This is a genomic window from Micromonospora sp. B006, assembly GCF_003408515.1.
In the GTDB taxonomy this organism is placed as follows: domain Bacteria; phylum Actinomycetota; class Actinomycetes; order Mycobacteriales; family Micromonosporaceae; genus Micromonospora; species Micromonospora echinospora_A.
Genome location: NZ_CP030865.1, coordinates 273,491 through 298,469, shown reverse-complemented (window position 1 = coordinate 298,469; position 24,979 = coordinate 273,491). Strand labels below are relative to the sequence as shown.

Genomic DNA, 24,979 nt, shown 5'->3' with positions numbered 1-24,979 from the left:
CACGAGCCCGCGCGGTGTAGGGGAGCGGACGCCGGCCGCGTCGGCGAGCTGGGGGCGGTCGCGGGGTTGCGGTTAGGGCGCCTCCGGCGGGGGCGCTCCGGCTCCAGGATGGCCGGGGCTCCGTCGGCGGGTCGCGGTCCGTGGTGGTTGCGGTAGGCCATCCCGCCTGCCCTCGACCCGGGCGAGCCGAGCAGACCCCCGCCCGACCCGCCAGCGTCCGGACGTGCGTCAAGGTCCGCTTGACATGGCGGGCCGGGCGGCGGCCCGCTCCCCAGAGGGGCGGGTCGACGGCACACGGGATGGCGTAGCCCGAGGCCAAGGATGACCTCCGGCTCCTTGAACCTGTATGACATCCTCTCGCCATGGCCATGACTGAAGCGTTTGCGTCCACAGCGGCACAAACTATCCCGGTTTTCGCATTCGCGGCCACCGTTGAGGTCCGGTACGCAATTAAGCGCATGAGGTTCCCGAGAAAAGATCTCCCGCCAGAGATCCGCGCCAAGAAAATTGACGACTTTGTCGGTCTATTGATGGGATACGGCCTATGGGCCGGCTTAATGATTTGGCTCGCCATTGCCGAGTGGCTTTCAATTAGGCGACTCCGGGACATTGCACCGGGAATTAATGATGAAGCAATTGTTCAAAACTCGATGCTAGCGGCCATTGTGTTCTTCATCGTCGCTCCGGCCGTTTCACTACCCATGTACATATATAATCGGCTTCTCGCCCTTTTGATAAATGAGACGTCGGCTTGGATTCTGAGGATACCCAAGGCAAACCCTCGCCGTCCGACTCTTGACGACGATCCCTCCGCCTACGCCTACGGGCCCGCGCCAACTCCACGGCAGAGGAGAAAGATGTTCTGGAAGCGCATCCCCCAGGGTCCGGCCAGCTCACGCACCTCGGCTGAAGACAAGCCAAATGGCCCCCCAGTCGCTTGAGAGCGACTGAGGGGCCAAGTCGGGCCGACTTACCGCACGGCGCGAAGAGGGCGTCTTTGTGGTTCAAAAGGATGAACCGCATCTACTTCGAAGCCTGCAATGGCCGCGATCTCAGAAACGCTCAGACCCTTGGCCATCAGCGCGTCCCCGATATTGCGAGGGAGTAGCGGGCGCTCCTCGGGCAGTTCGTCGCTTGCTGGCTCTCGGGTACGCCAACCCCGCGCACTGAGCATCTTGTACAGATTAGTTCGCTGATTGGCTCCAAGAGTTCCAAGGTCCGCAGCGCGTTCGATGATGGCCTGCATCGAAACACCCCACTCTCGTTTGAGATCTACCAGCCGACCCAGATTCAGATTTCGCAACTGGGGCCGGATAACTTCTCCCGGCATCAGAAATTCCGCCGCGAACTTGCTGGCCTCTTGCTCGATTGCATCCGATACGTACGCGGAATGCAAGCAAAGATGACCAAGTTCATGGGCCAGCGTAAGCCGTTTACGGTCGACTGGAACCCGAGAATTCAGAAGGATGACGGGATGCTCACCTATCCATTGGGATAGACCGTCTACCCGCGGAGTGCCGAAATCCTCTTCGATGATCAGGCAGCCCGCAGCCTCCATCCACTTTATGAGGGATCGCACGGGACCCACCGGCATCCGCCACTGCATTCTTACCAGGCGAGCGGCATCTTGCGGGTCCACATCTATCGGGTCGAAGGTGGGGATCCTTTGATCCGCTCTTAGCGATACATCTTCGAATAGGTGACGGGCGTGCATTCTGTACATATTGAGCTTAGCTTCAAGTTGCCTCCAGGTAGTTGGCTTCGCTGTTGCTTGTCGCCGCATGTGCACGTCAATTGCCATAGCGCCGCGTAGGCTTCCTGCGGTTTGCAGGAAGGCTACGGTGACGCCGAGAGCTTTGGCCAACTTTTCTAGAACTGCCGCATCCGGTTCCCGCTGGTCATTCTCGTAGCGGGACAGGGCGGCCTGCGTAACGCCGGCCGCCTGCGCCAATTCCCCTTGTGTTAGTCCGCGTGCTCGGCGTGCGGTCACCAACGCTTCGCCGAGGTAGCTCATTACCCTTCGTCCTCCTGGTTCCGATGGCCCTCCGCAACGTTCGGCATGCGGGGAGTGAAGTCGATCTGAGGCGCCCGGGGCTCGGGAGTGGGAGTAACCGGGAGAGGACGAATCTTGCCACTGTCCCCAGCCTCGCCCGCGAACGGCAGCGGGTTACACCAGATGACCTTGTCCCGAGCGGTTCGAAGGGAGAGCACAGCCTCACCCATCTCCCGCTCCTCCTTGTCCCAGAAGTACCCCGCGCAGAGCCGGATCTCCTCCAGGCCCTCGAACGCCTCCTGGCCCTGGGTAAAGAAGGACATCGCCGCCAACGTCGGATATGTACTAATCTCCCCAGATTGCCCGTGCCGCTTGACGCGCAGCCTATACCGGACGCCGATCCAGAGCTCCCGGGTCGGCTCCTTGTCGTGCACGTGCACCTCGGTCAGCTGATCCAGTTCACCAAGCAGGTGCCGCCACAGTCGGTCGTGGATCCAGTTCGCCAACCCCCGCTCCGTCGAGTCCGCAACCCACAGCGGGTTCTCGCGCCGGTACTTCAGCAAGTCGCCCCGCGCCGCCTGCGACGCGCGACCCATCCCAGTGATGACCTTGTCGCCCAAGTCTTCGAGAACCTGCTCGAACGTGGGGTGCGAAATCATGCCGGAAAATATACCACCCCTGTCGCACGAGTGTGCGAGCGCCACAAGCGTCACAAGGAACCGCCCTCGGCGACGTGGTCGAGGCGGCGGTCACGCCGGCAGTCGGGGTGACCACCACGGTGAAGGTCGGGAAGGCCGGGTCGGTCGGGACCGGGGAGACCAGGTCGACCACGGTCGGGGCGGCGGTCACGCCGGCAGTCGGGGTGACCACCACGGTGAAGGTCGGGAAGGCCGGGTCGGTCGGGACCGGGGAGACCAGGTCGACCACGGTCGGGCCGGCCGTCCGAGGTGACCACCACGGTGAGGGTCGGGAAGGCCGGGTCGGTCGGGACCGGGGAGACCAGGTCGACCACGGTCGGGCCGGCCGTCCGAGGTGACCACCACGGTGAGGGTCGGGAAGGCCGGGTCGGTCGGGACCGGGGAGACCAGGTCGACCACGGTCGGGCCGGCCGTCCGAGGTGACCACCACGGTGAGGGTCGGGAAGGCCGGGTCGGTCGGGACCGGGGAGACCAGGTCGACCACGGTCGGGCCGGCCGTCCGAGGTGACCACCACGGTGAGGGTCGGGAAGGCCGGGTCGGTCGGGACCGGGGAGACCAGGTCGACCACGGTCGGGCCGGCCGTCCGAGGTGACCACCACGGTGAGGGTCGGGAAGGCCGGGTCGGTCGGGACCGGGGAGACCAGGTCGACCACGGTCGGGGCGGCGGTCACGCCGGCAGTCGGGGTGACCACCACGGTGAAGGTCGGGAAGGCCGGGTCGGTCGGGACCGGGCTCGGCTCTTCTGTACGGCAGCGAACGCAGGGCCCGTCGAAGGTCGTTTGACGGGCCTCTCACGGTCGTACGGCTGGAACGCTGGCATGACGAGCTGCCGCCGCCCGGCCGCTAACTTGTCCCGGCTTCCCACGGGTTTCGCAGTTGGCTTCGCATCAGCTTCACATGGCTTCCCATACTGGCACCTGGGACGGTGACCTGCGGGGGACCCCGGTGTTGGCCAACAACCGGCCCAACACGTACCGTATCGAGCATGACCAACGATCCCTTCGAGGGCCTTGTCGACGAGCAGCCTCCAGACGGACGAGCCGTCCGGGAACAGCTGCTCCGTGACGCCAAGCGCGGCTTCGCCAAGTTGCGCAAGGTGTTCGTGCAACGGCCGTCCGGTGGGGAGCGGGCTTCGGTACTGGCCGACATGGTCCGAGGGCGCCAGGAACGGGCCCTGGACGCACTGCTATTACTGCACGCCCTGGAGCCGGTGCTCGACGGCAGCCCGCTGCCGCTCGGAACCTGGGCCAAGATGCTCGGATCGAAGAAGAACCCGTGCACGTCGCCGACAGCTTCGCGGGCCTTCGATGTCCTTGTCGACCGGAAGTTGATCACCCGAAGGGCCGACGGCAAGCGTGTCGTTGTCCACCCACTGCTTGAGGACGGATCCGGACTGTCCTGGGACCGACCGGGCCAGAACCGTAGCACCGTGGGCAAGGGCTACTTGACCATCCCGCACGAGTACTGGACCAGCGGCCTGGTGGATCAACTCACGCTTCCCGGCAAGGCCATGTTCCTGATCATGCTCGCCGAGACGACCCAGAACCCGAGGTTCTCCATGGCGGTAGCCCGTGCGCCGAAGTGGTACGGCATTTCCGAGCGCACGGCCGAGCGCGGTTACAAGGAGCTGCGGGAGATCAAGGTAGCCGACGATCAGCCCCTACTGCGCGAGCACCTTCAGGTTGTCGCCGATCCCCGATCGCCGACCCAGCTGCGCCCCGTCTGGCACCGGGCCTTGTCCGATCCATACAGCCAGGCGGCACGCGCCGCGCAGCAGTCCGCCACCACCAAGGCCGTCCGGCGCGCGGCGAAGAAGGCGGCCGCTCTCGACACGACGGGCAACAAGGTCACCAAGAAGGCCGGCAAGGCCGGCAGCAAGAATTCCCGCCGGGTGGCCCGCAAAACCAGCGCGGAGACCAGCTTCGCATGATCAAGAAAGGAGAAGGATATGAGTCAACGAGACTCACCTGATGAGGAAAGGCCTGCACCGCCAAGATCGAACATGTGGTCAACGGTGCAGGCCGCGGTTACCGGAGGATGGGGACCAACCATCCGCCTCATGCTGATCCTGGCGACGGTCATCGCCGCGATCGGCTTGCTGGGACTCGGGGCGGGAACCCCTCTCTCAGCCGTCTTGCAGTTGATTCAGTAACTACAGTACCGGCGAGTGGTGTCGGCAGTCCACGCGACTGCCGACACCATGTTCAACAGGCCAAGCCCGCCGTCCGGGCTGCGAGCCGAACGACCGCAGCTAATCGGATCGGTAGCTGTTGTCTGTTTCCCGACCGGTTCCCCAGGCGTCCCGACCCTCCCCCCGATGGGCCCCCAGACCGCGAGCGACGGCGGGCAACGGCTGGACTCAACGGGACTGAGCAAGATCGGCCCCTGACCGCATCTCTGCTGGTCAGGGGCCGTCTTTGCACCTGGTGGCGGGTAGAGGATCGAACCTCTGTAGCTTTCGCGACGGATTTACAGTGCATGCCCAATTGGGTACGACACACCGGCTTGTGCCCGTTGCGGGTGCGGTGAGAAGAGGTCCCGCCCAGGTGGGTCGGGCGAGACCTCTCCCATGATCAGCTCAGGTCGGTCAGGTTGACCCGACGCTGATGCCGGCATGGCTCAGCCGTCCACACCAGTTCCTCGCGGACAGTCCCAGGCCGGACATTGCCGCCGGAGGTGTCCTGCCCCTCCGGGCCGCTTACCGCAGTTACGGTGACACCGCACTCCGGGCACGGCTCGCCCTCAACGAAAGCCATGGTCATATCGCTTCCCTTCAGCCATGGGTGGGCCGTGTCCAGTCTGAGCCACGGGTACGACAACCATGCGCATTTGGAGGCCGCGGCACATCGCGGGCTCCGATGCGTCCACGGTGTCGGGCGTCAGCGAGGCAGCGAGAAGGCAGCGCCAACCTCGATGCGAGTCGGCCACGAACGTCAACCGTTCAGGTCCGGGACCTGCTCGTCGATGCGGGCCGCCACTGGCTGCCACCAGCCGACGGGTTGAATCCGCATCCCCCAGCGGGGGCCAGCCCAACGGTGGCGGCAAAGAGCAGGCCCGGGTCGGCCCACTTGTCGGCGTCGAACCGTTCCGCTGCCTGCCGCTCGCGGTGGTGGCGAGACGAGTCGGGTCATGGTCGGACCGAGCATGTTGCGCTCTCGCTGTCCGGCACTAAGTTGAGACCCGGGATTCCGAGGAGGATTTAAGTGCCCAAGCGCGTCAACACCGGGCCGGGAGACGACCCGGACGAGTACTTCTTCGAGTGCGAGGACTGCGAGGGCGTAGGGACCATAAACGTCCCAGACGGACTTGATGAGTCGACCACTGTCAGCGGCGAGTGTCCCGGGTGCGGCGGCCTGGGCTTCTACGAAGGCGACGCTGACGATGTCGAACCGTGCAACAAGCGCTTCCACCCGAAGGGTGGGGGGCCTGATCCCGGGGCCTACTGGTACTTCTGCCGTGAGCCAAGGGGCCACGCGGGAGACTGCGATTGCCCGGCAGTTCACGAGTAGCGCCAGCGAAATGGCTGTCGACAGCAACGCTGACAGCAACCGCGCCGGACGGCGGCACGCAGACGAGGACTGGCATGAACGAGGTTCCGAGCGTGCAGCCGTTGCCGGACGCGTGCGGACGCGACGCACAGAGCTTGTAAGCGAGACGTCGCATCGGTGGGCCGACATCAGGTCGGGCAGTAGAGCGCCACGTCTGGCAGAGGTGCTCTTGCCCTATGGCGGCCAGGTCTCAGAATTAGATGGGTCGGCACAGTTGCGGCCCTCCGTGCCAGCCGAAGCCTGACACAGCGCCGGAACGCATTGACCCCTGGCCCAACCACGTGAGCAGAGGAGGGCGCAGTTGAACACAGTACGCGCCAGAGTGTGGCAGTTCCGTTTGGAGCGCAACATCCAGGTGGTGGCCACGGTGGTTGGGCGAGGCACGTTGGCAGTGAGCCTTGCGCGTCTCCTTCACATCAATGCGATGGCCTGTGACCTTCGCAAGGTGCTCGACTACCGGACCAAGCAGCTCGAGGTCCGCTTGCTACTCAGTTACCTTGGCGCTCCCGGCGGCAACGCGCTTCAACTGGATCACCGCGCCTTCGCTGCGAGTTCACGTCACATACGCGGCTTTGTCAGCGAGTGCTCCGGACTTGGGGTTCTGACGGCTGCGAGTGAGGCGATTTTTGCTTGGCAGCATGGAACCCATGATCTGCACAATTTCGATGCTTTGCCCAGACAGTTGCTTTGGGAATACGATGCCAAGGGCGTACGCCCCGACCTGCTGTTCCATCTGCCTACGGGCCCTGTCGCAGGTGAGGCGCGTGGTCGCTACCGCAGGGCGAAAAACATCCTTCCGAAGAAGCCGCTAAGCCCGCAGAAGGATCGACTCCGAGAGCTAGCTAACTGGTCATCGGTGCACAACGATCACTCGTACTTCATGAGTTGGCTTTACATCGGACCATCTGGAGTGGCCGTTGACATCTTTCTTCCCGCCAATCCCCGCTGGGACTGGGGCACCGGCCTGAGAGCCGCGGCCTTCCAGGCCGATGAGGAGCAGGATGATGCACAAGAGTGGCGCTTTCCGCTGCAGGATGATTTGCCTAGGTGGACGGGGCGGCGTCCAACCCGGCGTCGCCCCGTACCAGACGATGAGGACTTACTCCATGTAGTAGACGAAGCGCGGTTCGCCGCCTCCGCGCCAACACTGCCACTGGACCTGCTCGAGCTTGATTCGCAGGAGCGGGCTACGAGGGTTATCGACAGCCTTTTCCGGACCGCCCCGGAGGCTGGGCCGGATGCGGAGCTGGCCGGCATTCCGGTGCGCGGAACGTGGGCACCTGCTGATCAGCTAGGTGACGCGCGGTACGAGGTCCTGCTCGGGGTACTTGCTGCGCCAGCCGGAGATCGTGGAGACGTGAGACGCGTAGACGTAGAGGAGAGGCTTGCTCGAAGCGAGGGCTCTTTTGACGTCTGTCTCGACGGACGGCTCCTCACGGTCGTCCGCCCAGTCACAGCCCCCCGGCCAGAGTGGACGCAGCTTGAGCGAGTGTTGCTTGCCGACCGTTAACGCGAACGGCACCTAACTTGATCTTTAACCTGTGCGGCGTGGCCTCGGGTTATTCGAGGTCTTCGTTTTCTTCGTGCTGCCTTTCGGTTTTGTGCTGGTGGCGGCGGTGACGATGTGGACGTCGTGGCGGGTTGCCGGGTGGCGGTTGGGTAGTCCGGGTGGTCGGCCGGGTCCTGGTCGGGAGGGTTTCGGTGCGCGGGCGGGGTTGCCGGCTTTGGTGCGTAGGTGTCGAAAGCCTCGGCGGACGCGGGCGGGCGTGAGTCGCTCGGGCGACGCTGGACGTTCCCATGGGCGGCGCAGGTCGCCGACGGCGCCTCGGGCGAGGCGTAGCTGGGTGTAGGCGGCCAGCACCAGGCAGGTCCAGCGGTCGGCGGCGTGCGGGTTGCGTAGTTTCGGGCTGGTCCAGCCGAGGGTTTGCTTGAGCATGCGGAAGGTGTGCTCGATGTCGAAGCGGCGCAGGAACGCCTGCCAGAGCAGATCGGTCTCGGCGGCGGTGGCTTCCGGCTGCGACCACCAGAGCCAGACCGGTTTCGCGGTGGCGCCGCTGGGTAGCCGGTCGACGGTTAACAGGATCACGGTGCCTTCGATGATCGGCAGCGGGCCGTGTTGGGCGGTCCAGGCGGTGCGGTGGGTCAACCGCGGGTGCAGCCGGTGCCAGGCCCGCGCGCTCGCGGTGCCATAGAGACGGGTATCGGTGGTCGTGGCGACGTCCGGGTCGCCCCAGCTGCCCGGGTCACCGAAGATGAACTCGCCGCCATGGCGTCGTGGGCGGCCGGTGGTGCCGGGCAGCCGGGGTGGCGTGGGTCGGCGCAGCACCCGATCCGAACGCATCCGCACCAGAACCCGAACGGGCAGATCAGCGAGGAGGAACGCCAGCCGGGGCCCGTCGTATCCGGTATCCGCGACGATCCACACGTCCCGATCACCAGGCCGCCACTGCCCGGCAACGATCAGCCGCTGCACCACGTCCCGCAACTGCCCGGCGGTGACCGTGGCAGCGTCGTCACCGGGCGCCAACCGGCGGGCGTCCAACGGCGCGGTCCACGAGGTGCGCCCGGCCTCCAAAGCGGTGACGAACGAGTACGGCCAGCCCGGAACCCCGATGTGCGCGTCCTTGCCGCGCCCGTAGGTGTGACACAGCACCCGCTGCGGGCAGGTGTGCGCCTCCGGCCGCAGCCAGCACGTCACATCCACCGCCAGGACGACCCGCCCGTCCGCAGCCCGCGGCAGCGGCACCGCCGCCACCGCGCTCCGCAGCCGCTCGATGTCAATCCGGCCGCGGTTCAACGCCGCATACAACGAGCCGTGACCACGGCGATGCTCACCCACCAGCGACAACTCCACCAGCGACCGCACCGGCGCATCCCCGCACAACAACGCATCGGCCAGCTCGAACAACGCATCCCTGCGAGCGGTCAGACAGGCGTGGAACTCGCGCCGGAACGCGGCCAGCCGCCCGACCCCATCAGTCGTCCTGGCATCGTGCACACTGATCACCAGACAGCCCTTGGTGTGCGATCTTCTTCCCTAGACAAGAGGAATGATCGATCAAGGGCTGTCCTCATGATCAGCCGGGGTCGATGCCACCACGCCGCAGGTTAAAGATCAAGCTAAGGCGTGTTTCAGAAGTCGTGGTGGCCGGTGAAGGTCGCGGCGTGGCGGTGATCGACAACTGAAGAGGTCTCCGGTATCTGGTTCTGCGACCAAGCAAGAACTTCATACCGGAGACCTCGTGGCCAGCGTAGCGGTGACGAGGCGGCACGACCTCACCGACGCTCAGTGGCAGCGGCTCGCTGCGCTACTGCCGGCCGCGTCGGCGAAGGGCCGGCCGCCGAAGTGGCAGAAACGGCAGCTCATCGATGGGATCAGGTGGCGGATCCGGATCGGGTCGCCCTGGCGTGACGTCCCGGCCGAGTACGGGCCCTGGCAGACGCTCTACGGCCTGTTCCGTCGCTGGCAGCGCGACGGCACCTGGGACAAGATCCTGGCCGCGTCACAGGCCGCCGGCGATGCGCAAGGCCGCATCGGCTGGACGGTCAGCGTGGACTCGATGACCAGCCGCGCCCACCAACACGCCGCCGGCGCCCGCAGAGACGGCCACCTGCAGAAAGAGCCACCCGGTGGCGTGCACGACGAACCCGCCGATCACGCCCTCGGACGATCTCGCGGCGGTCTGACCACCAAGACGCATCTGGCCTGTGAGCAGGGACAGAAGGTCCTATCGATGGTCGTGACCGCCGGGCACCGTGGTGACAGCCCGCAGTTCATCCCGGTCCTGCGTCGTATCAAGGTGACCCGCCTCGGGGTGGGCCGGCCCCGCACCTGCCCCGACCTGGTCCTGGCCGACAAGGCGTACACCAGCCGCGGAAACCGCGCCTACCTGCGCAAGCGCGGGATCAAGGCGTGCATCCCGAGTAAGACCGATCAAGACGCCCACCGCAAGGCCAAGGGCAGCCGCGGCGGGCGCCCGCCGAAGTTCGACCGAGACCTCTACCGGATGCGACATGCCGTCGAGAACGGCATCGCCCGGCTCAAGCGCCACCGCGGCCTGGCCACCCGCTACGACAAGTTGGCCGTCCGGTTCCAGGCCGTCCTGACCATCACCATCATCTGTGAATGGCTCTGACCGGGCTTATGAAACACGCGTGCAGGGGCACTCCCCGCGTCCCACCGACGAGGTTGCCGGCTCGCCGGGGAAGATCATCGGGCACAAGGCGGGCACAAATGGCATCGACAAGCGCTGTCAACCGCTGTAAGGCAACGAGAAACCTCGCGCAGGTCAGGACACCGATCCGCCCGATCTGAGATGATCCATCGACCACCCGAGGGGTTCAGGGTTCGAGTCCCTGGCGGCCCACTCCCTTGCAGCTCAACGGCCCCATTATGTGGGCTCGATCTTGGCTCAGCGGTTCGCCCAGGACGAGGCGCGGGCCATTTGCTCTGGAGGTGGTCATGCGGACCGTCAACTTCGCCCAGCTAAGGCAGAACCTGGCCGCTGAACTCGACAGCGTCATCAACGACGCCGAGGAAGTAGTGGTAACCCGCTCGGGCCACGAGCCGGTGGTCATCGTCCCGCTTGCCGAGTACGAGGCGATGAAGGAAACCGAGTACCTCTTTCGCAGCCCCGCCAACGCCACCGCGCTGCGCCGTTCGATGGAGGAGCTCGAGAAGGGCGATGCGGCTGACTAGAACCAGTACCTCAGCCACACGGGCCAAAAGCTGGTCGAGCTCATCAACGGCCTCATCGCGGACGTGATGCAAGGTTCGAAGCCCTGCCGGCCCACCACATACCGTCTCCCGGGTCCTCCGGGGTCGAGCCGAGTCGCGGGCGCCGCGGGCCGCGGCCCGGCACCGCTGGTCGGATACTGGCTGTGTGACGGAGGAACTGGCTAGCAGGTCGACGCGCTGGACAATTCACGGTGAGCGACTTGTCGACGGCAGCCGACGCTCCCGGTTGAGCATCGCTGACGTGGAGCTTCCCGACGGGATGCGCTTCGAGCAGTACGTGATCCGGGCACCCAGGTCGGCCATGGTTGCCGTGCTCGACGGCCAAGAGCGCCTGTTGCTGATGCGGCGGCACCGGTTCGTGTTCGACAGGTGGGTGTGGGAGCTGCCGGGCGGATACGTCGATGAGGGCGAGGATCCGGCGACCTGCGCGATCCGCGAGGTCGAGGAGGAAACCGGCTGGCGCCCGGGCACCGTGGAGCCCTTGGTGTCGTTTCAGCCGTGGGTGGCGACCGCAGACGCGGAGAACTTGCTGTTCCTTGCTCGGAATGCGGAGTACACCGGCGCTCCGGTGGACGTCAACGAGACCGAGCGCGTGGCCTGGGTTCCGCTGGAGGAGACGCGGCAACTCGTGTCCGAGGGTGAGATCGTTGGTGCCGGAACGGTGATCGCCGTGTTGGAGCTGATGGCGCGCCAGGCGCGGGGTGAGCTGTAGTCAGCGCCGCTGGCCGAGCGCCGCGTCGACCCGGGTGATGAACTGCCGCACTGTCGGCTTGCGGCGGTGGGGTGCCAGACCGGTCTGCAGATCGCGCACGTAACGGACGGCACGAGCCGACCGCAGTTGGGTGGTCAGGGTGAGCGCCTCCGCGCCGACGGCACTGGCACGTTCCGGCTCGCCGTGGCGAGCGTGGACGCTGGCCAGCAGGGCGAGGTTGAAGGCTTTGCTGCGTACGTAGCGCTCGTCCATCTTGAGTGAGCGAGCGGCGAAGCGTTCGGCTCGGCGGTGTTGACCGAGCGCGTGGAAGCAGTGGCCGAACTTGGCCGACAAGTACGCCTCGTCGAAGTAGCCAAGCCACTGAGGATCGCTGCTGCGGTCCGCGCGGTCGAGGGCTCGCTCCGCTTGGTGAAGCGCGGTCGCACAGTCGCGTTCTTGGAGGGCGACAGCGTGGGCATGAGCTTCCATGACCAGCGCTTCGGCAGTCAGCGCGGTGAGGCCCGCGCGTTGTGCTGTCTGCCGGGCGGCGCGGGCGAGGTCGACGCCGGTGGCGGCGTGCCCGAGATAGGTGGCTTGATGGCTCATCGCGGCGAGGATCTCGGCACCAAGGCCGGCGTCGGCGGCCGTTCGGGCGAGGTCCAGGGCATGCGTGAGGTATCGCTGGGCGAGGCCATGTTCGGCCATGTCGTACGCCTGCCACCCGGCGAGCTGCGTCAGTTCGGCAGCAGCGGCGAGCAGTCTGCGGCCGGTCGCCGGGTCGTACCGGCCCTCGGTCACCAGGGGCGCCACCTCATGGTGCAGGAAGCGGGTGACGTTGTCGCGGGCATGCCCGCCGCCGTACTGGTTGTCGAGTCGCCGATAAGTGGCGGTCATCTGCCGGATCGTGTCGATGTCGGGTTGACCGACCGTTCGTCGGCCCTCCTGCTCGACGGGCTGCGCCGTGGTGGCGGTGAACCAGCGTAGGGCGGGCAGGGCGTACGCGGTGGAGTTGAACAATGTCTGGCGAAGCATGTCTCGACGGTTCACATCGCCTTCCCATAGCTGCGCGGCGGCCTGGACGTCCTCGCGCCAGGACCGGTTGCCCGGCACGTCACTGTGCCGACCGAGGGAGTGATCCGACATGGCCGGGCGATATGACCGCTGGTGGGGCGCGAGGCCCAGCGTCATCCGGGCTTCGTCGGGCATGCCGCAGCCGTCGGCGATCCGTTCCAGCACGTCGATCGAGGTCACCCGTCGGCCCGCGATGATCCGGCTGATGTAGCCCTGCTCCAGGCCGACAGCCGCGCCGATGCGAGTTTGGCTCGCGCCGGTGTGCCGAGCGAGCAGCCGGAACACGGCACCGATGTCGCGGGCCGCCAGAGCCTTGTGCATGTCCTCGCGCGACCAGCGGTCGTCGGGTATCCGGAGATTTTCCAGCAGCACAACGGCTCCCAGCGTCGTCAGACGACTACCCATGGTGGTCAGTCAGGAGCCTACGGTCGGTGTACGGGCAGGTCGAGTCCGCTCATGTCACCGTGACATGACCGGTCGACATGGTCACCGCACCCCACTCGGCGGGACCGTCTCCGGCATGGACTTCGACGTCGATGACCCGCCGGGCGGGATGTTCGTCTACGGCTCTGAGCCGCCGGTCAGGCTCGTCTTCCCGACCCTGCACGACAGGACGGGCTCGTGACTATCCGGGGTCGCCTGTGTCCGTTGGTGCGATGGCTGTTCCGGCAACCCGATCCGGCATCACCGCCCGGAACAGGGCAGCGGTACCAGGACGCCGAGCGCGCGGCAGCGCAACAGCGGTTACTCGACCTGGCAGCGCAGCTACGACGAGCCCAAGGCAACCGTGAGCCGGCGCAGGACGCGGCAGAGCAGCGATGAGCCGAAGGGCGGCCCGGACGACTCCGAGCAGACGACACGTCTCGTACGAGGACTACCTGGTCGCGACGGCCCTGACTCTTGCTCGGAGGCACCGCCCTGTCTGGTGCTGGCGGAAGTGGCGGCGGATCTGCCGCTGCGGAGCGGATCTGCCCTGCCGCGCCCGGCACCGAATCCCTATCAATCGTGGCCACTGGCCGGGAGAGGACGCGTAGTGGAAGGCGACCAGGAGCAGGCGATCCTGGCTGTGCATGTCCGAGGGTTCGACGGCATGTGCACCGGCTGCCGCGCCTGGTGGTCGCGGCTGTCGCCGTACCCCTGCTGGCAGGTGGAATGGGCGACCAGCCGACAGGCACGGACGATCACCACCCGTTTCCTGAAGGGTGTGCGGTGACCACCCACGGCCCGGTCATGCCGGCCTGGAGCTGCGGAGGTTGCGATCTGCCCTGGCCCTGCCCGACACGAAAGCGCGAGCTGCGCGCGGAGTATGACGGCGCTCCCGTGTCGCTCGCCCTCTACCTCGGCGCCTACCTGGTCCAAGCCACCGAGGACATGCCGTGGACGCCGGCCGGGGTGTTGCACCGCCGATTTCTCGGCTGGACCAGGCAGGCCGACTAACTTGAGCTTTAACCCGCTGGACGGCGGTATCGACCCCGGCTGATCATGAGGACAGCCCTTGATCGATCATTCCTCTTGTCTAGGGAAGAAGATCGCACACCAAGGGCTGTCTGGTGATCAGTGTGCACGATGCCAGGACGACTGATGGGGTCGGGCGGCTGGCCGCGTTCCGGCGCGAGTTCCACGCCTGTCTGACCGCTCGCAGGGATGCGTTGTTCGAGCTGGCCGATGCGTTGTTGTGCGGGGATGCGCCGGTGCGGTCGCTGGTGGAGTTGTCGCTGGTGGGTGAGCATCGCCGTGGTCACGGCTCGTTGTATGCGGCGTTGAACCGCGGCCGGATTGACATCGAGCGGCTGCGGAGCGCGGTGGCGGCGGTGCCGCTGCCGCGGGCTGCGGACGGGCGGGTCGTCCTGGCGGTGGATGTGACGTGCTGGCTGCGGCCGGAGGCGCACACCTGCCCGCAGCGGGTGCTGTGTCACACCTACGGGCGCGGCAAGGACGCGCACATCGGGGTTCCGGGCTGGCCGTACTCGTTCGTCACCGCTTTGGAGGCCGGGCGCACCTCGTGGACCGCGCCGTTGGACGCCCGCCGGTTGGCGCCCGGTGACGACGCTGCCACGGTCACCGCCGGGCAGTTGCGGGACGTGGTGCAGCGGCTGATCGTTGCCGGGCAGTGGCGGCCTGGTGATCGGGACGTGTGGATCGTCGCGGATACCGGATACGACGGGCCCCGGCTGGCGTTCCTCCTCGCTGATCTGCCCGTTCGGGTTCTGGTGCGGATGCGTTCGGATCGGGTGCTGCGCCGACCCACGCCACCCCGGCTGCCCGGCACCACCGGCCGCCCACGACGCCATGGCGGCGAGTTCATCTTCGGTGACCCGGGCAGCTGGGGCGACCCGGACGTCGCCACGACCACCGATACCCGTCTCTATGGCACCGCGAGCGCGCGGGCCTGGCACCGGCTGCACCCGCGGTTGACCCACCGCACCGCCTGGACCGCCCAACACGGCCCGCTGCCGATCATCGAAGGCACCGTGATCCTGTTAACCGTCGACCGGCTACCCAGCGGCGCCACCGCGAAACCGGTCTGGCTCTGGTGGTCGCAGCCGGAAGCCACCGCCGCCGAGACCGATCTGCTCTGGCAGGCGTTCCTGCGCCGCTTCGACATCGAGCACACCTTCCGCATGCTCAAGCAAACCCTCGGCTGGACCAGCCCGAAACTACGCAACCCGCACGCCGCCGACCGCTGGACCTGCCTGGTGCTGGCCGCCTACACCCAGCTACGCCTCGCCCGAGGCGCCGTCGGCGACCTGCGCCGCCCATGGGAACGTCCAGCGTCGCCCGAGCGACTCACGCCCGCCCGCGTCCGCCGAGGCTTTCGACACCTACGCACCAAAGCCGGCAACCCCGCCCGCGCACCGAAACCCTCCCGACCAGGACCCGGCCGACCACCCGGACTACCCAACCGCCACCCGGCAACCCGCCACGACGTCCACATCGTCACCGCCGCCACCAGCACAAAACCGAAAGGCAGCACGAAGAAAACGAAGACCTCGAATAACCCGAGGCCACGCCGCACAGGTTAAAGATCAAGTTAGGTCCGGCCGACGGAGGCCGATCGTGGCTTTGTCCTGGAAGAACGACGACAGTCAGCCGACCCCCGTCGCATGCATCTTCCTCGCTACGATGACGCCCGCTGGCGTCGATAGAGGCCGTTCGAACGCAACGGCACCAACACGATCCACGTGCCGAGCCGTACGGCGGACGGTGAATTCTCGCCCGTGACGGACTTCGAGTTCACCGTCGGTAACGCGCCCTATGTGGTCACCGCCCAGTATCCCGACGGCACCTGGTCGGGTGGTGCCGGTGCTCCCGGCACTACGACCGCGTACGCGCCGGCCCCTCCGGTGTCGGAGATCGGGACGCCAGAGGGGTCGGCCAGAGCCGGCACTGCCTGTCGCTCGGGTGCCCCCACGCTAACGCTCGTTAGGTCTATGGTCAGCGACCATGGTGAATGCGAATCGCAATCTGGGGCTGGGGCACGGCAGCGCGTTCGGCGAGCGTGGGGTGGCGAAGAGGCTCGGCACATTAGGCCGGCACACATCGCTGACCGGCCGGCGATTACTGGAGATCGGCTGCGGGGACGGCACGTACACGATGCGGCTGGTCGACGCGTTCGCGCAGATCGAGGCCGTGGACATCCAGCAGGATCGGCTGGAGCTGTTCCGGGAGCGGCTGGCTGACGACCCGGCGGCCGCCCGGAAGATCAACGTGCGGGAGTTGTCCGCCACCGAGCTGGACTACCCGGACGGCAGTTTCGACCTGGTCACCGCCATCGAGGTGGTGGAGCACATCGACGACCTGGATGCTGCCCTGCGGCAGGTCCACCGCGTGCTCGTGCCCGGCGGCCGGTTCGCGCTGACGACGCCCAACCGGTGGTTCCCGTTCGAGACGCACGGCTTCCTGATCCGCGGCCGGCGGTACCGGCCGGCGCGGGGTCCGTTCCTGCCGTGGATCGTGCCGCTGCACCGTCGGCTCGCCGACGCCCGCTCCTTCACCGCCCGTGGCTTGTCCGGGCAGCTCCGGCGGGCCGGGCTGGAGCCGGTAGCGGTGGACTACATCATGCCGCCGTTCGACAGGTCCCGCTTCGGGCGTCGTATCCGGCCGGTGACCGACGCGATCGAACGCTCGCCGTTGAGGTTCTTCGGCATGGCCCTGGCGGTTGTCGCTCGCCGACCGGCATGACGGTCCCACCACGGGAAGCGCCCCAGGTTTAGCAGCTTGCCGGATGGCTATGAGGGAAGTCGATCCGCAGACCGACGATCGAGGAGAGAGCCGATGGCCAGCGGTGCGATCCCGTCCGACGATCCGACCCGTACCCTCGTCCACGCCCGGCCCGACGACCCCGGCCTCGCGCACCTCGCCATCGCGGGCGGCACCTACACGATCCTGGTCACCGGCGAGCAGACGGCCGGCCGGTACTGCCTGATCGAGATGCGGGTTCCGCCCGGTGGTGGGCCGCCTCCGCACCGGCACGACTTCGAGGAGATGTTCACGGTGCTCGACGGGGCGGTGGAGTTCACGTTCCGGGGCGAGCAGACCGTCGCGCGGGCCGGGGAGACAGTGAACATTCCGGCGAACGCGCCGCACTTCTTCCGCAACTCCTTCGACCAGCCGGCGCGGCTGCTGTGCATGTGCACGCCGGCCGGGCAGGACGAATACTTCCTGCGCGTCGGCGACCGGGTGGACGGTCCCACCTCGCCGCCGCCGGCTCTCACCGAGGAGGAGCAGGCCGAGCGCCGGAACCGGGCCGCCGCGCTGGCGGCCGAGTACCGCTCGGAGTTGCTGATCGGCTGACACCGGCAGCGAACCCGGCTACGCGACAACCTGCCAACGCCGGGCACAACGCAACGGCTCACCGCCGCGGCCGAGGCCGCAACGGTGAGCCGTTGTCCGTACGAGGAGGTCAGCTCGCCGCGACGAGCTGGAACCGCTGGTTGGCCTGGCCGTTGCAGTCGTAGATCTGCACCTGCTGGCCGTTGCCGGTGCCCCAGACGTCCAGGCAGCGGCCGGACTGGGCTCCGCTGATGGTGCCGTTGGAGTTGACGTTCCACTGCTGGTTCGTCTGGCCGTTGCAGCTGTAGATCTGGACGGCCGAGCCGTTGCCGGAGCCGGCGGCGTCCAGGCACATCGAGCCGTACACGGTCAGTTGCCGGCTGGAGGTGTAGGTCCACCGCTGGTTGGTCTGGCCGTGGCAGTCGTAGAGCTGCACCCGGGTGCCGTTGCTCTGCGAGGAGTTCGGCACGTCGATGCACCGGCCGGACTGGTTGCCGACGATCCGGCTCGCGCCGCTGGTCGGCGGCGGCGTGGTCGGTCCGCCGGTCGGCGTCACGGTCGGCGTCACGGTCGGGGTCACGGTCGGGGTGGGGTTGGGCGTCGCGGCGTTGAGGGCGTTGAGGACCGAGTTGTACGCGGCCTTCTTGTTGCCGCTGCCGTCGAACAGCAGCGGGTTCTCGTTCGAACGCCACGAGTCGCTGTCACGGACACCCCACACGGTGATGCCGATGCAGCGCGGCACGTTCAGGCACGCCTGGGTCAGCCCCGCGTACTGGCTGGTCGACGAGTTGGTGACGTCGACCTCGGTCAGCGCCACGTCGACACCGAGCGCGGCGAAGTTCTGCAGCGTGGTCTGGAAGTTGCTCGGCAGCGAGCTACCGCCGGTGAAGTGGGTCTGCAGACCGACGCAGTCGATCGGCACGCCACGGGACTTGAAGTCCCGGATCATGTTGTAGACGCCCTGCGTCTTGCCGTACGACCAGTTCTCGATGTTGTAGTCGTTGTAGCAGAGCTTGGTCGACGGGTCGGCCGCCCGCGCGGTGCGGAACGCCACCTCGATCCAGTCGTTACCGGTGCCCTGCAGGTTGGAGCTACGGCGGCTGCCGTCCTCGTTGAACGCCTCGTTCACCACGTCCCACGCGGCCAGCTTGCCCTTGTAGTGGGCCATCACGCCGTTGATGTGGTCGATCATCGCCTGACGCAGGTTGCTGCCGTTCAGGTTCTGCATCCAGCCCGGCTGCTGCGCGTGCCACGCCAGCGTGTGGCCGCGGACCTGGAGGCCACGCTGGGTCGCCCAGTTGTAGATCTGGTCACCGGAGGAGAAGTTGAACTGGCCCCGGTTGGGCTGGAGCGCCTCCGGCTTCATCTCGTTCTCGGCGGTGATCATGTTGAACTCACGCGCCGCGATGGTGCTGTACGTCGAGTCGTTCAGCCGGTTCGCCGCGATGGCGGTGCCGAAGTACCGGCCCGACTGTGCCGCGGCGGCACCGAGCGTGCTTGCCGCCGCCTGGGCCATGGTGGGCACCACGAGCGCGGCGCCGGCGAGAGCCAGCGCGCTGCTGACGGCGGCCAGCACCACGCGGTGGCTGCGCCTCGGTAGATGTTTCATGACACTCCTCTGCATATCGGACGATGATGCGCTGGCGATGCCCGGCTTGACGCGGGCGGGAGCCGGGGGTGCGCCCGGTCCCGCGTCACTGCCCTGAAACTTTTCGAAGATGTACCGGTAACTTCCCTGGGAAGATATCCGCGACGGCACGATCGGTCAATGTCGATGCGAAGGTCAACATGGACTGGACGCGGCCGATCAGGGCACCAGCCCACGGATGCCCCTCGCGGCACGGCGCGTCGGCCGAGCCCGCAGAAGCGCGGCGCGGACCGAAAGTTTCGGAAATCCGGTCAGCGACCGGCCGCGGCGTCGTACCGCTCGCGGTTGGCGTGCACCTCGTCCATGTGCGCCTCGGCCCACAGCTTCATGCCGTACATCAGCTGGTGCAGCGACTGACCGAGGCCGGTCAGCTCGTAGGTGACAGTCACCGGCACGCTCAGCGTCACGGTGCGGGTGACCAGGCCGTCGCGCTCCAGCGAGCGCAACGTCTGGGTGAGCATCTTCTGGCTGACCCCGGCCAGCCGCCGCGACAGCTCGGAATAGCGCATGACCTGCGGCCCCGCGTCGCGGTCCGGGCCGTCGCGGCCGAGCGCGGCCAGGATCAGCGCCACCCACTTGTCGGAGATCCGGTCCAGGAGTTGCCGGCTCGGGCAGCCGGCGAGGAACGCGTCGTACTCCTCCCGCGCCTGCGCCCGCTTCTCCGCCGCCGTCTGCGTCGGCATCGTCCGCGCCTCCTACCCGGGGGTACCCAACGCACTCCGAAGTGCGTACTTCCCGATGGAAAGTTACCCCTCCATCGTGGAGCAGGGCATCCCTTACGACCAAGGAGACAGAACCATGGGTACGCGTACCTTCCGCACCGCAGTCGTCCGCACCCCGGGCGGGCCCGACGCCATCGAGGTCATCGACGTTCCGCAGCGTGAGCCGGGGCCCGGCGAGGTCCGGGTGGACGTCGCGGCGGCACCGGTCAACCCGGCCGACCTCGGCGTCGTCGGCGGTTTCTTCCACTCGCTGGGGCTCATCCACCAGCCGCACCACACCGGCCTGGGCTGGGACTTCGCCGGTGTCGTCGCCGCGGCCGGGCCGGGCGTCGACCTCGCCGTGGGCACCCGGGTCGCCGGTCTGGTGGGCGGGTTCGACCGCGACTTCGGCACGTACGCCGAACAGCTCGTCGTGCCCGCCGCCGACCTGGCCGTCGTACCCGATGATCTGGACCTGGTGGCGGCGGCGACAGTGCCGCTCAACGGCCTGACCGCGGCGCAGATCGTCGACCTGCTCGGCGACCCGCCCGCCGGCGGCCGGCTGCTGGTCACCGGCGCGGCCGGCGCGGTGGGCGGCTACGTCGTGCCGCTCGCCCGGGATCGGGGATGGCGGGTGACCGGCCTGGCGCGGGCCGAGGACGAGGAGTTCGTGCGCGGGCTCGGCGCCGACTTCACCACCGCCGCCGAGCCGGGCTGGGACGCGGTCGCCGACGCCGCGGCGCTCCAGGACCGAGGGCTCGCGCTGGTAGGTGACGGCGGCGTGTTCGTCGGGGTCCGGCCGAACGCCCACCCGGCCGCCGAGCGCGGCGTCACGGTGCGCGCGGTCGAGGTGCACGCCGACGGGGTACGCCTGGCCGACCTGCTCGCCCGCACCGCCGCCGGTGAGCTGCCGGCTCGGGTGCACGCGGTGGTGCCGCTAAACCGGGTGGCGGACGCGCACCGGGAGGCGGCCAAGGGCGGGGTACGCGGGCGCTACGTCCTGCGCCCCTGATCAGCAGCGCACCGCCACCCGAGCGACCGCACGGTCCGCGGCCTCGGGTGGCAGGTCGCTCCGACCGTCGATGTCCAACGCGAGCAGGCCCTGGTCCAGGCCGACGAGCAGCGTTCCGCCGACCGTGCAGCAGGTGAGCGCCGGGTGATAGACGGGGATGGTGTGCAGTGCCCGTCCGGTGGCCGGGTCCCAGATACGTACCGTCCGGTCCCGGCTGGTCGAGGCGAGCAGATCCCGCCCGCCGACCCGCACCAGGCTCAGCCCGGTGACGGCAGCCGTGTGGCCGGTGAACACGTCCACCGGCTCGCCCCACTCGGCGTCCCACAGCCGGATCGTGTGGTCGGCACTGGCCGACGCCAGCATCCGGCGGCCCGCCATGACAAGACCGCAGAGCGCGGTGACAGCGTCCTGGTGTCCCTGCCGGGTCCATACCGGCGTGTCACCACCGCCCCACAGCATCACCGTGCCGCTCTTGTCGGCCGACGCGAGCGCCTCCATCTCGGGCCACCGGACCGTCGCGAGGGCGGTCACCCAGGCACGGGTGACGTGCCCGAGCAGGACCGCCCGCACGGCGCCGCTCTGCGGGTGCCACAGCCGGATGGCCTGGTCGTCGCCGGCCGACGCGACGAGCGTCTCACCGCCGATGACGATCGGGCAGACCGCCGCCACCGGAGCGTGGTGCTCGTTCATCTCCCCCACCAATGCGCTGTGCCGCACACTCCAGGTCCCGACCGTGTTGTCGTCCTGCGCGGTGACGAGCAGCGGCTCCTCGACGTCGGCGACCGCGCACATCGCGTTGACCGGCCCGCCGGGTGTCGGGATCTCCCGCAACCGCTCGCCGGTCGCGGCGTCCCAGACTCCCACCCGACCGTCGGCACCGCCGGAGGCGACGAGACCCGGCCGCTCGCCGGGGACCGCGCAGAGGCTGTGCACGGGCCCGAGCCGGTCCCGCTCGGCGACGGTGTCCGGCCGGCCGCCGGCCGGGTCCCACAGTCGCACGGTGCCGTCGTCACCCGCCGTCGCCAGCATCCGGTCCTTCGCCGTACGCAGCTCGCAGACCGCGCGGATCCAGCTCGCGTGTCCCCGCAGGCTCGGCCGGGTGGTCCAGGTCGGCACGTCCCAGACACGGATGAGCCCGTCCTCACCCGTCGACACGAGCAGGCAGCCCTCGTCGACCTCGACCGTGCAGAGATCGGTGACGGGTCCGCCGGTTTCCAGGACGTGGACGCATTCGCCGCTCTGCGGATCCCAGAGCCGGACCGTGCCGTCGTAGCCGGCCGAGGCGAGCAACGTGCCGCCCGGCGCACGAACGGCGTAGAGGGTGGTCACCCAGCCGACGTGTCCGGTGAGGGTCAACGTCGGGCGCGTGTCGTATGTCGGTTCCCAGACCCGGACGACGCCGTCGAAACCGGTGGAGGCGAGCAGGTGCCGGCCGCCCGCCGGGACGTACGTCACGGCGGTCACCCAGCCCGAGTGCCCGGTCAACGCATAGCGCTGCGTCCCGGTCACCGGATCCCAGATCCGGACCGTCCGATCGTCGCCCGCCGAGGCGAGCAGGTCGCCGTCCGGCAGCGGAATGACGCAGATGTTGCGGACCCAGTCGTCGTGCCCGCGCAGTTCGTGCCGGCGCTGACCGGTTCGTGGATCCCAGAGGCCGACGGTCCCGTCGTGGCTGGCGGTGGCGATCAGCGTCTCGCCACCGCCGGTACGGACGGCGCACAACCCGCGGATCGTGTCGTCGTGACAGGTGAAGACCGCCACGGCCTGGTTGGTCATCGGGTCCCAGAGCCGGACCGTGCCGTCGTCACCGGCGGAGGCGAGCAACCACCGATCGTCCAGCTCGACGGCCGCCACGTCGTAGACGGCCTGCGAGTGCCCGTCCAGCACGCTGCGCTCCTGCCGCGGCGGCGTGTGCGCCCAGCGCGCGCGGTACGGCGCGGCGTCGGCCTCGATCCCGCTGCCCAACCCGTCGAGCCGGTCGACCACCGAGAAGAGGGCGGCGCGCTCGGCCGGCGCCGCCGCGACCGCGAGCGGCGTGCGGTGCAGCAGCCGCACCCGTGATCGGGACAGCGGTTCCAGCGGCTTCTCCATGTCGACGACCGAGAGCAACCGCTCCAGGTGCGCGTGCAGGAGATAGCCCTCGTCGGTGAGGAGCCGTTCCACGAGCCCGGCACGGGAGGCGTGCTGGGGCAGGGAGCGCCGCAGGTAGTCGGGCACCGAGGCCCATCCCACCTCGGCCGCCAGCTCCGTCCAGGCGGCGACCAGCCGTCGCTGGTCGTCCCGGCGTGATGTCCCGGCCAGCAACGCGTCGTTGAGGGCCTGGTGGAACAGGCGGTACGCGGGCTGGCTGCCGCCGCCGGTCTCGACCAGGAAGTTCGCCGCCGACGTACGGGCGAACGCGAGGAGTTCTTCCTCGGTGACCGTGCCACCGAGTGCGGTCACCGCGATCCGCCAGAGCGACAGCGGCAGACCCGGCGTCTCGGCGTACGCCAGAGCGGTGAGGGCGAGCCGGGCGGAGGCCGAGCCGGCGGCCGGCAACCCGGCCAGGTAGGAGTCGAGCGCATGGGCCACTGTCGCGGTGAACGACACCGAGGCCGGGTCGACCGGCTCGATGTCGCGCAGCGCGTGTGCCCGGGCGACGAGACCGGCCACCAGGAAGTTTCCCTTCGCCAGCTCGGCGATGCGGCGGGCCAGCGGGGCGGCCGCCGCCGAGTCGGTGTACGGATTGCCCGGCCGTTCCGCGCCGAGCAGCCGCAGGGTCGCCAGGGCGTAGTTCACCAGGTCGGCCTCGGCGAAGTACTCCGGCGTGTCCAGATCCAGCAGCTCGACCGGATCACCGAAGCAGGCGATCAGATCGCCCCGGTCGTCGCCGCGCCGGGTGCCGACAACCACCCGGACGCCGTACCGGCCGCACTCCCGGGCCAGCGGCAGCAGGACGTCGTCGATAACCTGCCGCGCCTGACCCGGGTCGGCCGTCTCGTCCAGCGCGTCGATGACCAGCGCGAAGCGAGCCGGACGACGCGCCAGCCGCTCCCGCACCACCGGCATCAGGTCGGCCGGCGCGCCGGGCAGGTCGACGGCGGCGGCCCGTGCGATCTCAATCGCCACCTCGAGTGCGGTCTTGCCCTTGGCGTGCACGGCGCAGGACACCGAGCCGACCGTGGCCCGCACGGCGATGTCGCCGCCCGGCAGGCTGGCCTGGATCTGCTGATCGGCAGTGGTCACCACGCGGCCCAGGACGGCGGACTTGCCGACCCCGGGCGAGCCCGTGACGATCAGTGGCCGGATGGCAGGCGCCTCCCCGTCGATGAAGTCGACGATCCGCCGGAGCGCAGCCGTACGACCCCGAAACCGCGCACCGCCCTCGGTGTCCACGGCGACCCCCCGCGCCCGGGGCAGCCAGTGCCGGCCGGCCTCGCCGTCGGTGCTCAACGTCCACCCCCAGGCCGAGAGGGCGGCGTCGTCGGCGTCCTCGACCCGCCAGGCCGACAACGCGCCCAACGCCATCGCCGGCACCTGTTCGTCGGCGTGGCTCAGGGTGACCGCCTGGCCCTTGCCCTTGCCGTCGGCCGTGACGACCACGCCGACCACCGCCTGATACTCCGGGGACCACACAGCGCCCCCGCTGAACCCCTTGCTGAGCGGCCCGGCGGCGCCGCTGTCGATGGTCACGCGGCCGTACCCGCCGGCTTCGACGACGGAACCGGTCGCCTGGAGGCCGCCGACCACTCCGTCCGGGAAGCCGTACGCCCAGAACGGCCGGTCGAGCAGCGGCTTGGGGGCGAGGCAACGCAACCGCGCCGGGGTGACGGCGGCCGGCACCGGCTCGACGAGTTCGAGCACGACCAGGTCGACGTGCGCCTCCCGCATGCCGTCGTGCCGGCACCGCCGGACCTTGCGCCGATCGAAGTAGGCGACCTTGGGCGCGCGCGGAAAGGCGACAGTGAGATCGGGCCGGAGGGTGCCGTCGGCGGCGAACGCCACGTGGTGGCAGGTGAGCACCAGGTTGGTGGCGATGACGATGCCGGTGCCGAGCGCCTTGTGCGGGTCCGCCTCACGGTGCAGGGCCACCGCCCACGAGCACTCGTCCGGGGCCGTTGTCACG

Annotated in this window: 20 protein-coding genes; 13 read left to right on the top strand and 7 right to left on the bottom strand. The window is 68.4% G+C overall.

Annotated features, from left to right (window positions below; genetic code table 11):
• Nucleotides 1-362: 362 nt before the first annotated feature.
• Nucleotides 363-941, top strand: coding sequence for a hypothetical protein (locus MicB006_RS31605; RefSeq protein ID WP_152037811.1), 579 nt, complete (start codon nt 363-365; stop codon nt 939-941).
• A 29-nt stretch (nt 942-970) separates the two neighbouring features.
• Here the strand turns inward: MicB006_RS31605 and MicB006_RS01495 are convergent, their stop codons facing one another.
• Nucleotides 971-2,014: an ImmA/IrrE family metallo-endopeptidase gene (locus MicB006_RS01495; protein ID WP_116503340.1), complete on the bottom strand. Its 1,044-nt coding sequence runs from the start codon at nt 2,012-2,014 to the stop codon at nt 971-973.
• Nucleotides 2,014-2,652 (bottom strand): hypothetical protein, encoded by a 639-nt coding sequence (locus tag MicB006_RS01490; protein ID WP_116511069.1) that lies wholly within the window; start codon nt 2,650-2,652, stop codon nt 2,014-2,016. The genes MicB006_RS01495 and MicB006_RS01490 overlap by 1 nt, the downstream gene beginning before the upstream one ends.
• A gap of 1,025 nt (nt 2,653-3,677) precedes the next feature.
• Between MicB006_RS01490 and MicB006_RS01475 the strand changes: the two genes are divergently transcribed.
• The 3 genes from MicB006_RS01475 to MicB006_RS31595 all read left to right on the top strand — a co-directional run bounded on the left by MicB006_RS01475 (nt 3,678) and on the right by MicB006_RS31595 (nt 7,750).
• Nucleotides 3,678-4,622: a hypothetical protein gene (locus MicB006_RS01475; RefSeq protein WP_116503334.1), complete on the top strand. Its 945-nt coding sequence runs from the start codon at nt 3,678-3,680 to the stop codon at nt 4,620-4,622.
• A gap of 1,273 nt (nt 4,623-5,895) precedes the next feature.
• Nucleotides 5,896-6,201 carry a hypothetical protein gene (locus MicB006_RS31600; protein WP_124778921.1) on the top strand — a complete coding sequence of 102 codons (306 nt, stop codon included), beginning with the start codon at nt 5,896-5,898 and terminating at the stop codon, nt 6,199-6,201.
• 340 nt (nt 6,202-6,541) lie between these two features.
• Nucleotides 6,542-7,750, top strand: coding sequence for a hypothetical protein (locus tag MicB006_RS31595; RefSeq protein ID WP_152037810.1), 1,209 nt, complete (start codon nt 6,542-6,544; stop codon nt 7,748-7,750).
• Between the two features lie 24 nt (nt 7,751-7,774).
• Here MicB006_RS31595 and MicB006_RS01465 read toward each other — a convergent pair whose 3' ends face one another.
• On the bottom strand, nt 7,775-9,247 hold the full coding sequence (locus MicB006_RS01465; protein WP_116503323.1) for an NF041680 family putative transposase: 1,473 nt from the start codon (nt 9,245-9,247) through the stop codon (nt 7,775-7,777).
• 235 nt (nt 9,248-9,482) lie between these two features.
• Here MicB006_RS01465 and MicB006_RS01460 point away from each other — a divergent pair, with 235 nt between their 5' ends.
• From MicB006_RS01460 to MicB006_RS01450, 3 genes are all read left to right on the top strand, one after another.
• On the top strand, nt 9,483-10,376 hold the full coding sequence (locus MicB006_RS01460) for an IS5 family transposase (protein WP_113972612.1): 894 nt from the start codon (nt 9,483-9,485) through the stop codon (nt 10,374-10,376).
• A gap of 326 nt (nt 10,377-10,702) precedes the next feature.
• Nucleotides 10,703-10,939 carry a type II toxin-antitoxin system Phd/YefM family antitoxin gene (locus tag MicB006_RS01455; protein ID WP_116511067.1) on the top strand — a complete coding sequence of 79 codons (237 nt, stop codon included), beginning with the start codon at nt 10,703-10,705 and terminating at the stop codon, nt 10,937-10,939.
• 184 nt (nt 10,940-11,123) lie between these two features.
• Complete coding sequence (locus tag MicB006_RS01450; protein ID WP_116503330.1) at nt 11,124-11,690, top strand: NUDIX hydrolase; 567 nt, start codon at nt 11,124-11,126, stop codon at nt 11,688-11,690.
• On the opposite strand, the gene MicB006_RS01445 is transcribed toward MicB006_RS01450, so the two are convergent.
• A complete protein-coding gene (locus MicB006_RS01445) occupies nt 11,691-13,112 on the bottom strand; it encodes a helix-turn-helix domain-containing protein (RefSeq protein WP_116503329.1) in 1,422 nt (473 codons plus the stop codon).
• A 661-nt stretch (nt 13,113-13,773) separates the two neighbouring features.
• Here MicB006_RS01445 and MicB006_RS32165 point away from each other — a divergent pair.
• From MicB006_RS32165 to MicB006_RS01415, 5 genes are all read left to right on the top strand, one after another.
• Nucleotides 13,774-13,953 carry a hypothetical protein gene (locus MicB006_RS32165; protein ID WP_225980604.1) on the top strand — a complete coding sequence of 60 codons (180 nt, stop codon included), beginning with the start codon at nt 13,774-13,776 and terminating at the stop codon, nt 13,951-13,953.
• Nucleotides 13,950-14,177: a hypothetical protein gene (locus MicB006_RS01430; protein ID WP_116503325.1), complete on the top strand. Its 228-nt coding sequence runs from the start codon at nt 13,950-13,952 to the stop codon at nt 14,175-14,177. The genes MicB006_RS32165 and MicB006_RS01430 overlap by 4 nt, the downstream gene beginning before the upstream one ends.
• A gap of 113 nt (nt 14,178-14,290) precedes the next feature.
• The gene (locus tag MicB006_RS01425) at nt 14,291-15,763 is read left to right on the top strand and encodes an NF041680 family putative transposase (RefSeq protein WP_116503323.1); all 1,473 of its coding nucleotides are present in this window, start codon (nt 14,291-14,293) and stop codon (nt 15,761-15,763) included.
• A gap of 421 nt (nt 15,764-16,184) precedes the next feature.
• A complete protein-coding gene (locus MicB006_RS01420) occupies nt 16,185-16,922 on the top strand; it encodes a class I SAM-dependent methyltransferase (protein ID WP_116503322.1) in 738 nt (245 codons plus the stop codon).
• Nucleotides 16,923-17,015: 93 nt separating this feature from the next.
• On the top strand, nt 17,016-17,534 hold the full coding sequence (locus MicB006_RS01415; protein WP_116503321.1) for a cupin domain-containing protein: 519 nt from the start codon (nt 17,016-17,018) through the stop codon (nt 17,532-17,534).
• A 109-nt stretch (nt 17,535-17,643) separates the two neighbouring features.
• On the opposite strand, the gene MicB006_RS01410 is transcribed toward MicB006_RS01415, so the two are convergent.
• Nucleotides 17,644-19,122 carry an endo-1,4-beta-xylanase gene (locus MicB006_RS01410; RefSeq protein ID WP_116503320.1) on the bottom strand — a complete coding sequence of 493 codons (1,479 nt, stop codon included), beginning with the start codon at nt 19,120-19,122 and terminating at the stop codon, nt 17,644-17,646.
• A gap of 290 nt (nt 19,123-19,412) precedes the next feature.
• Entirely contained in the window at nt 19,413-19,844 is a 432-nt protein-coding gene (locus MicB006_RS01405) for a helix-turn-helix domain-containing protein (RefSeq protein WP_116503319.1), read from the bottom strand.
• A 115-nt stretch (nt 19,845-19,959) separates the two neighbouring features.
• Between MicB006_RS01405 and MicB006_RS01400 the strand changes: the two genes are divergently transcribed.
• Nucleotides 19,960-20,874, top strand: coding sequence for an NADP-dependent oxidoreductase (locus MicB006_RS01400; RefSeq protein WP_116503318.1), 915 nt, complete (start codon nt 19,960-19,962; stop codon nt 20,872-20,874).
• On the opposite strand, the gene MicB006_RS01395 is transcribed toward MicB006_RS01400, so the two are convergent.
• Nucleotides 20,875-24,978: a trypsin-like peptidase domain-containing protein gene (locus MicB006_RS01395; protein ID WP_116503317.1), complete on the bottom strand. Its 4,104-nt coding sequence runs from the start codon at nt 24,976-24,978 to the stop codon at nt 20,875-20,877.
• Between the last annotated feature and the right edge of the window lies 1 nt (nt 24,979).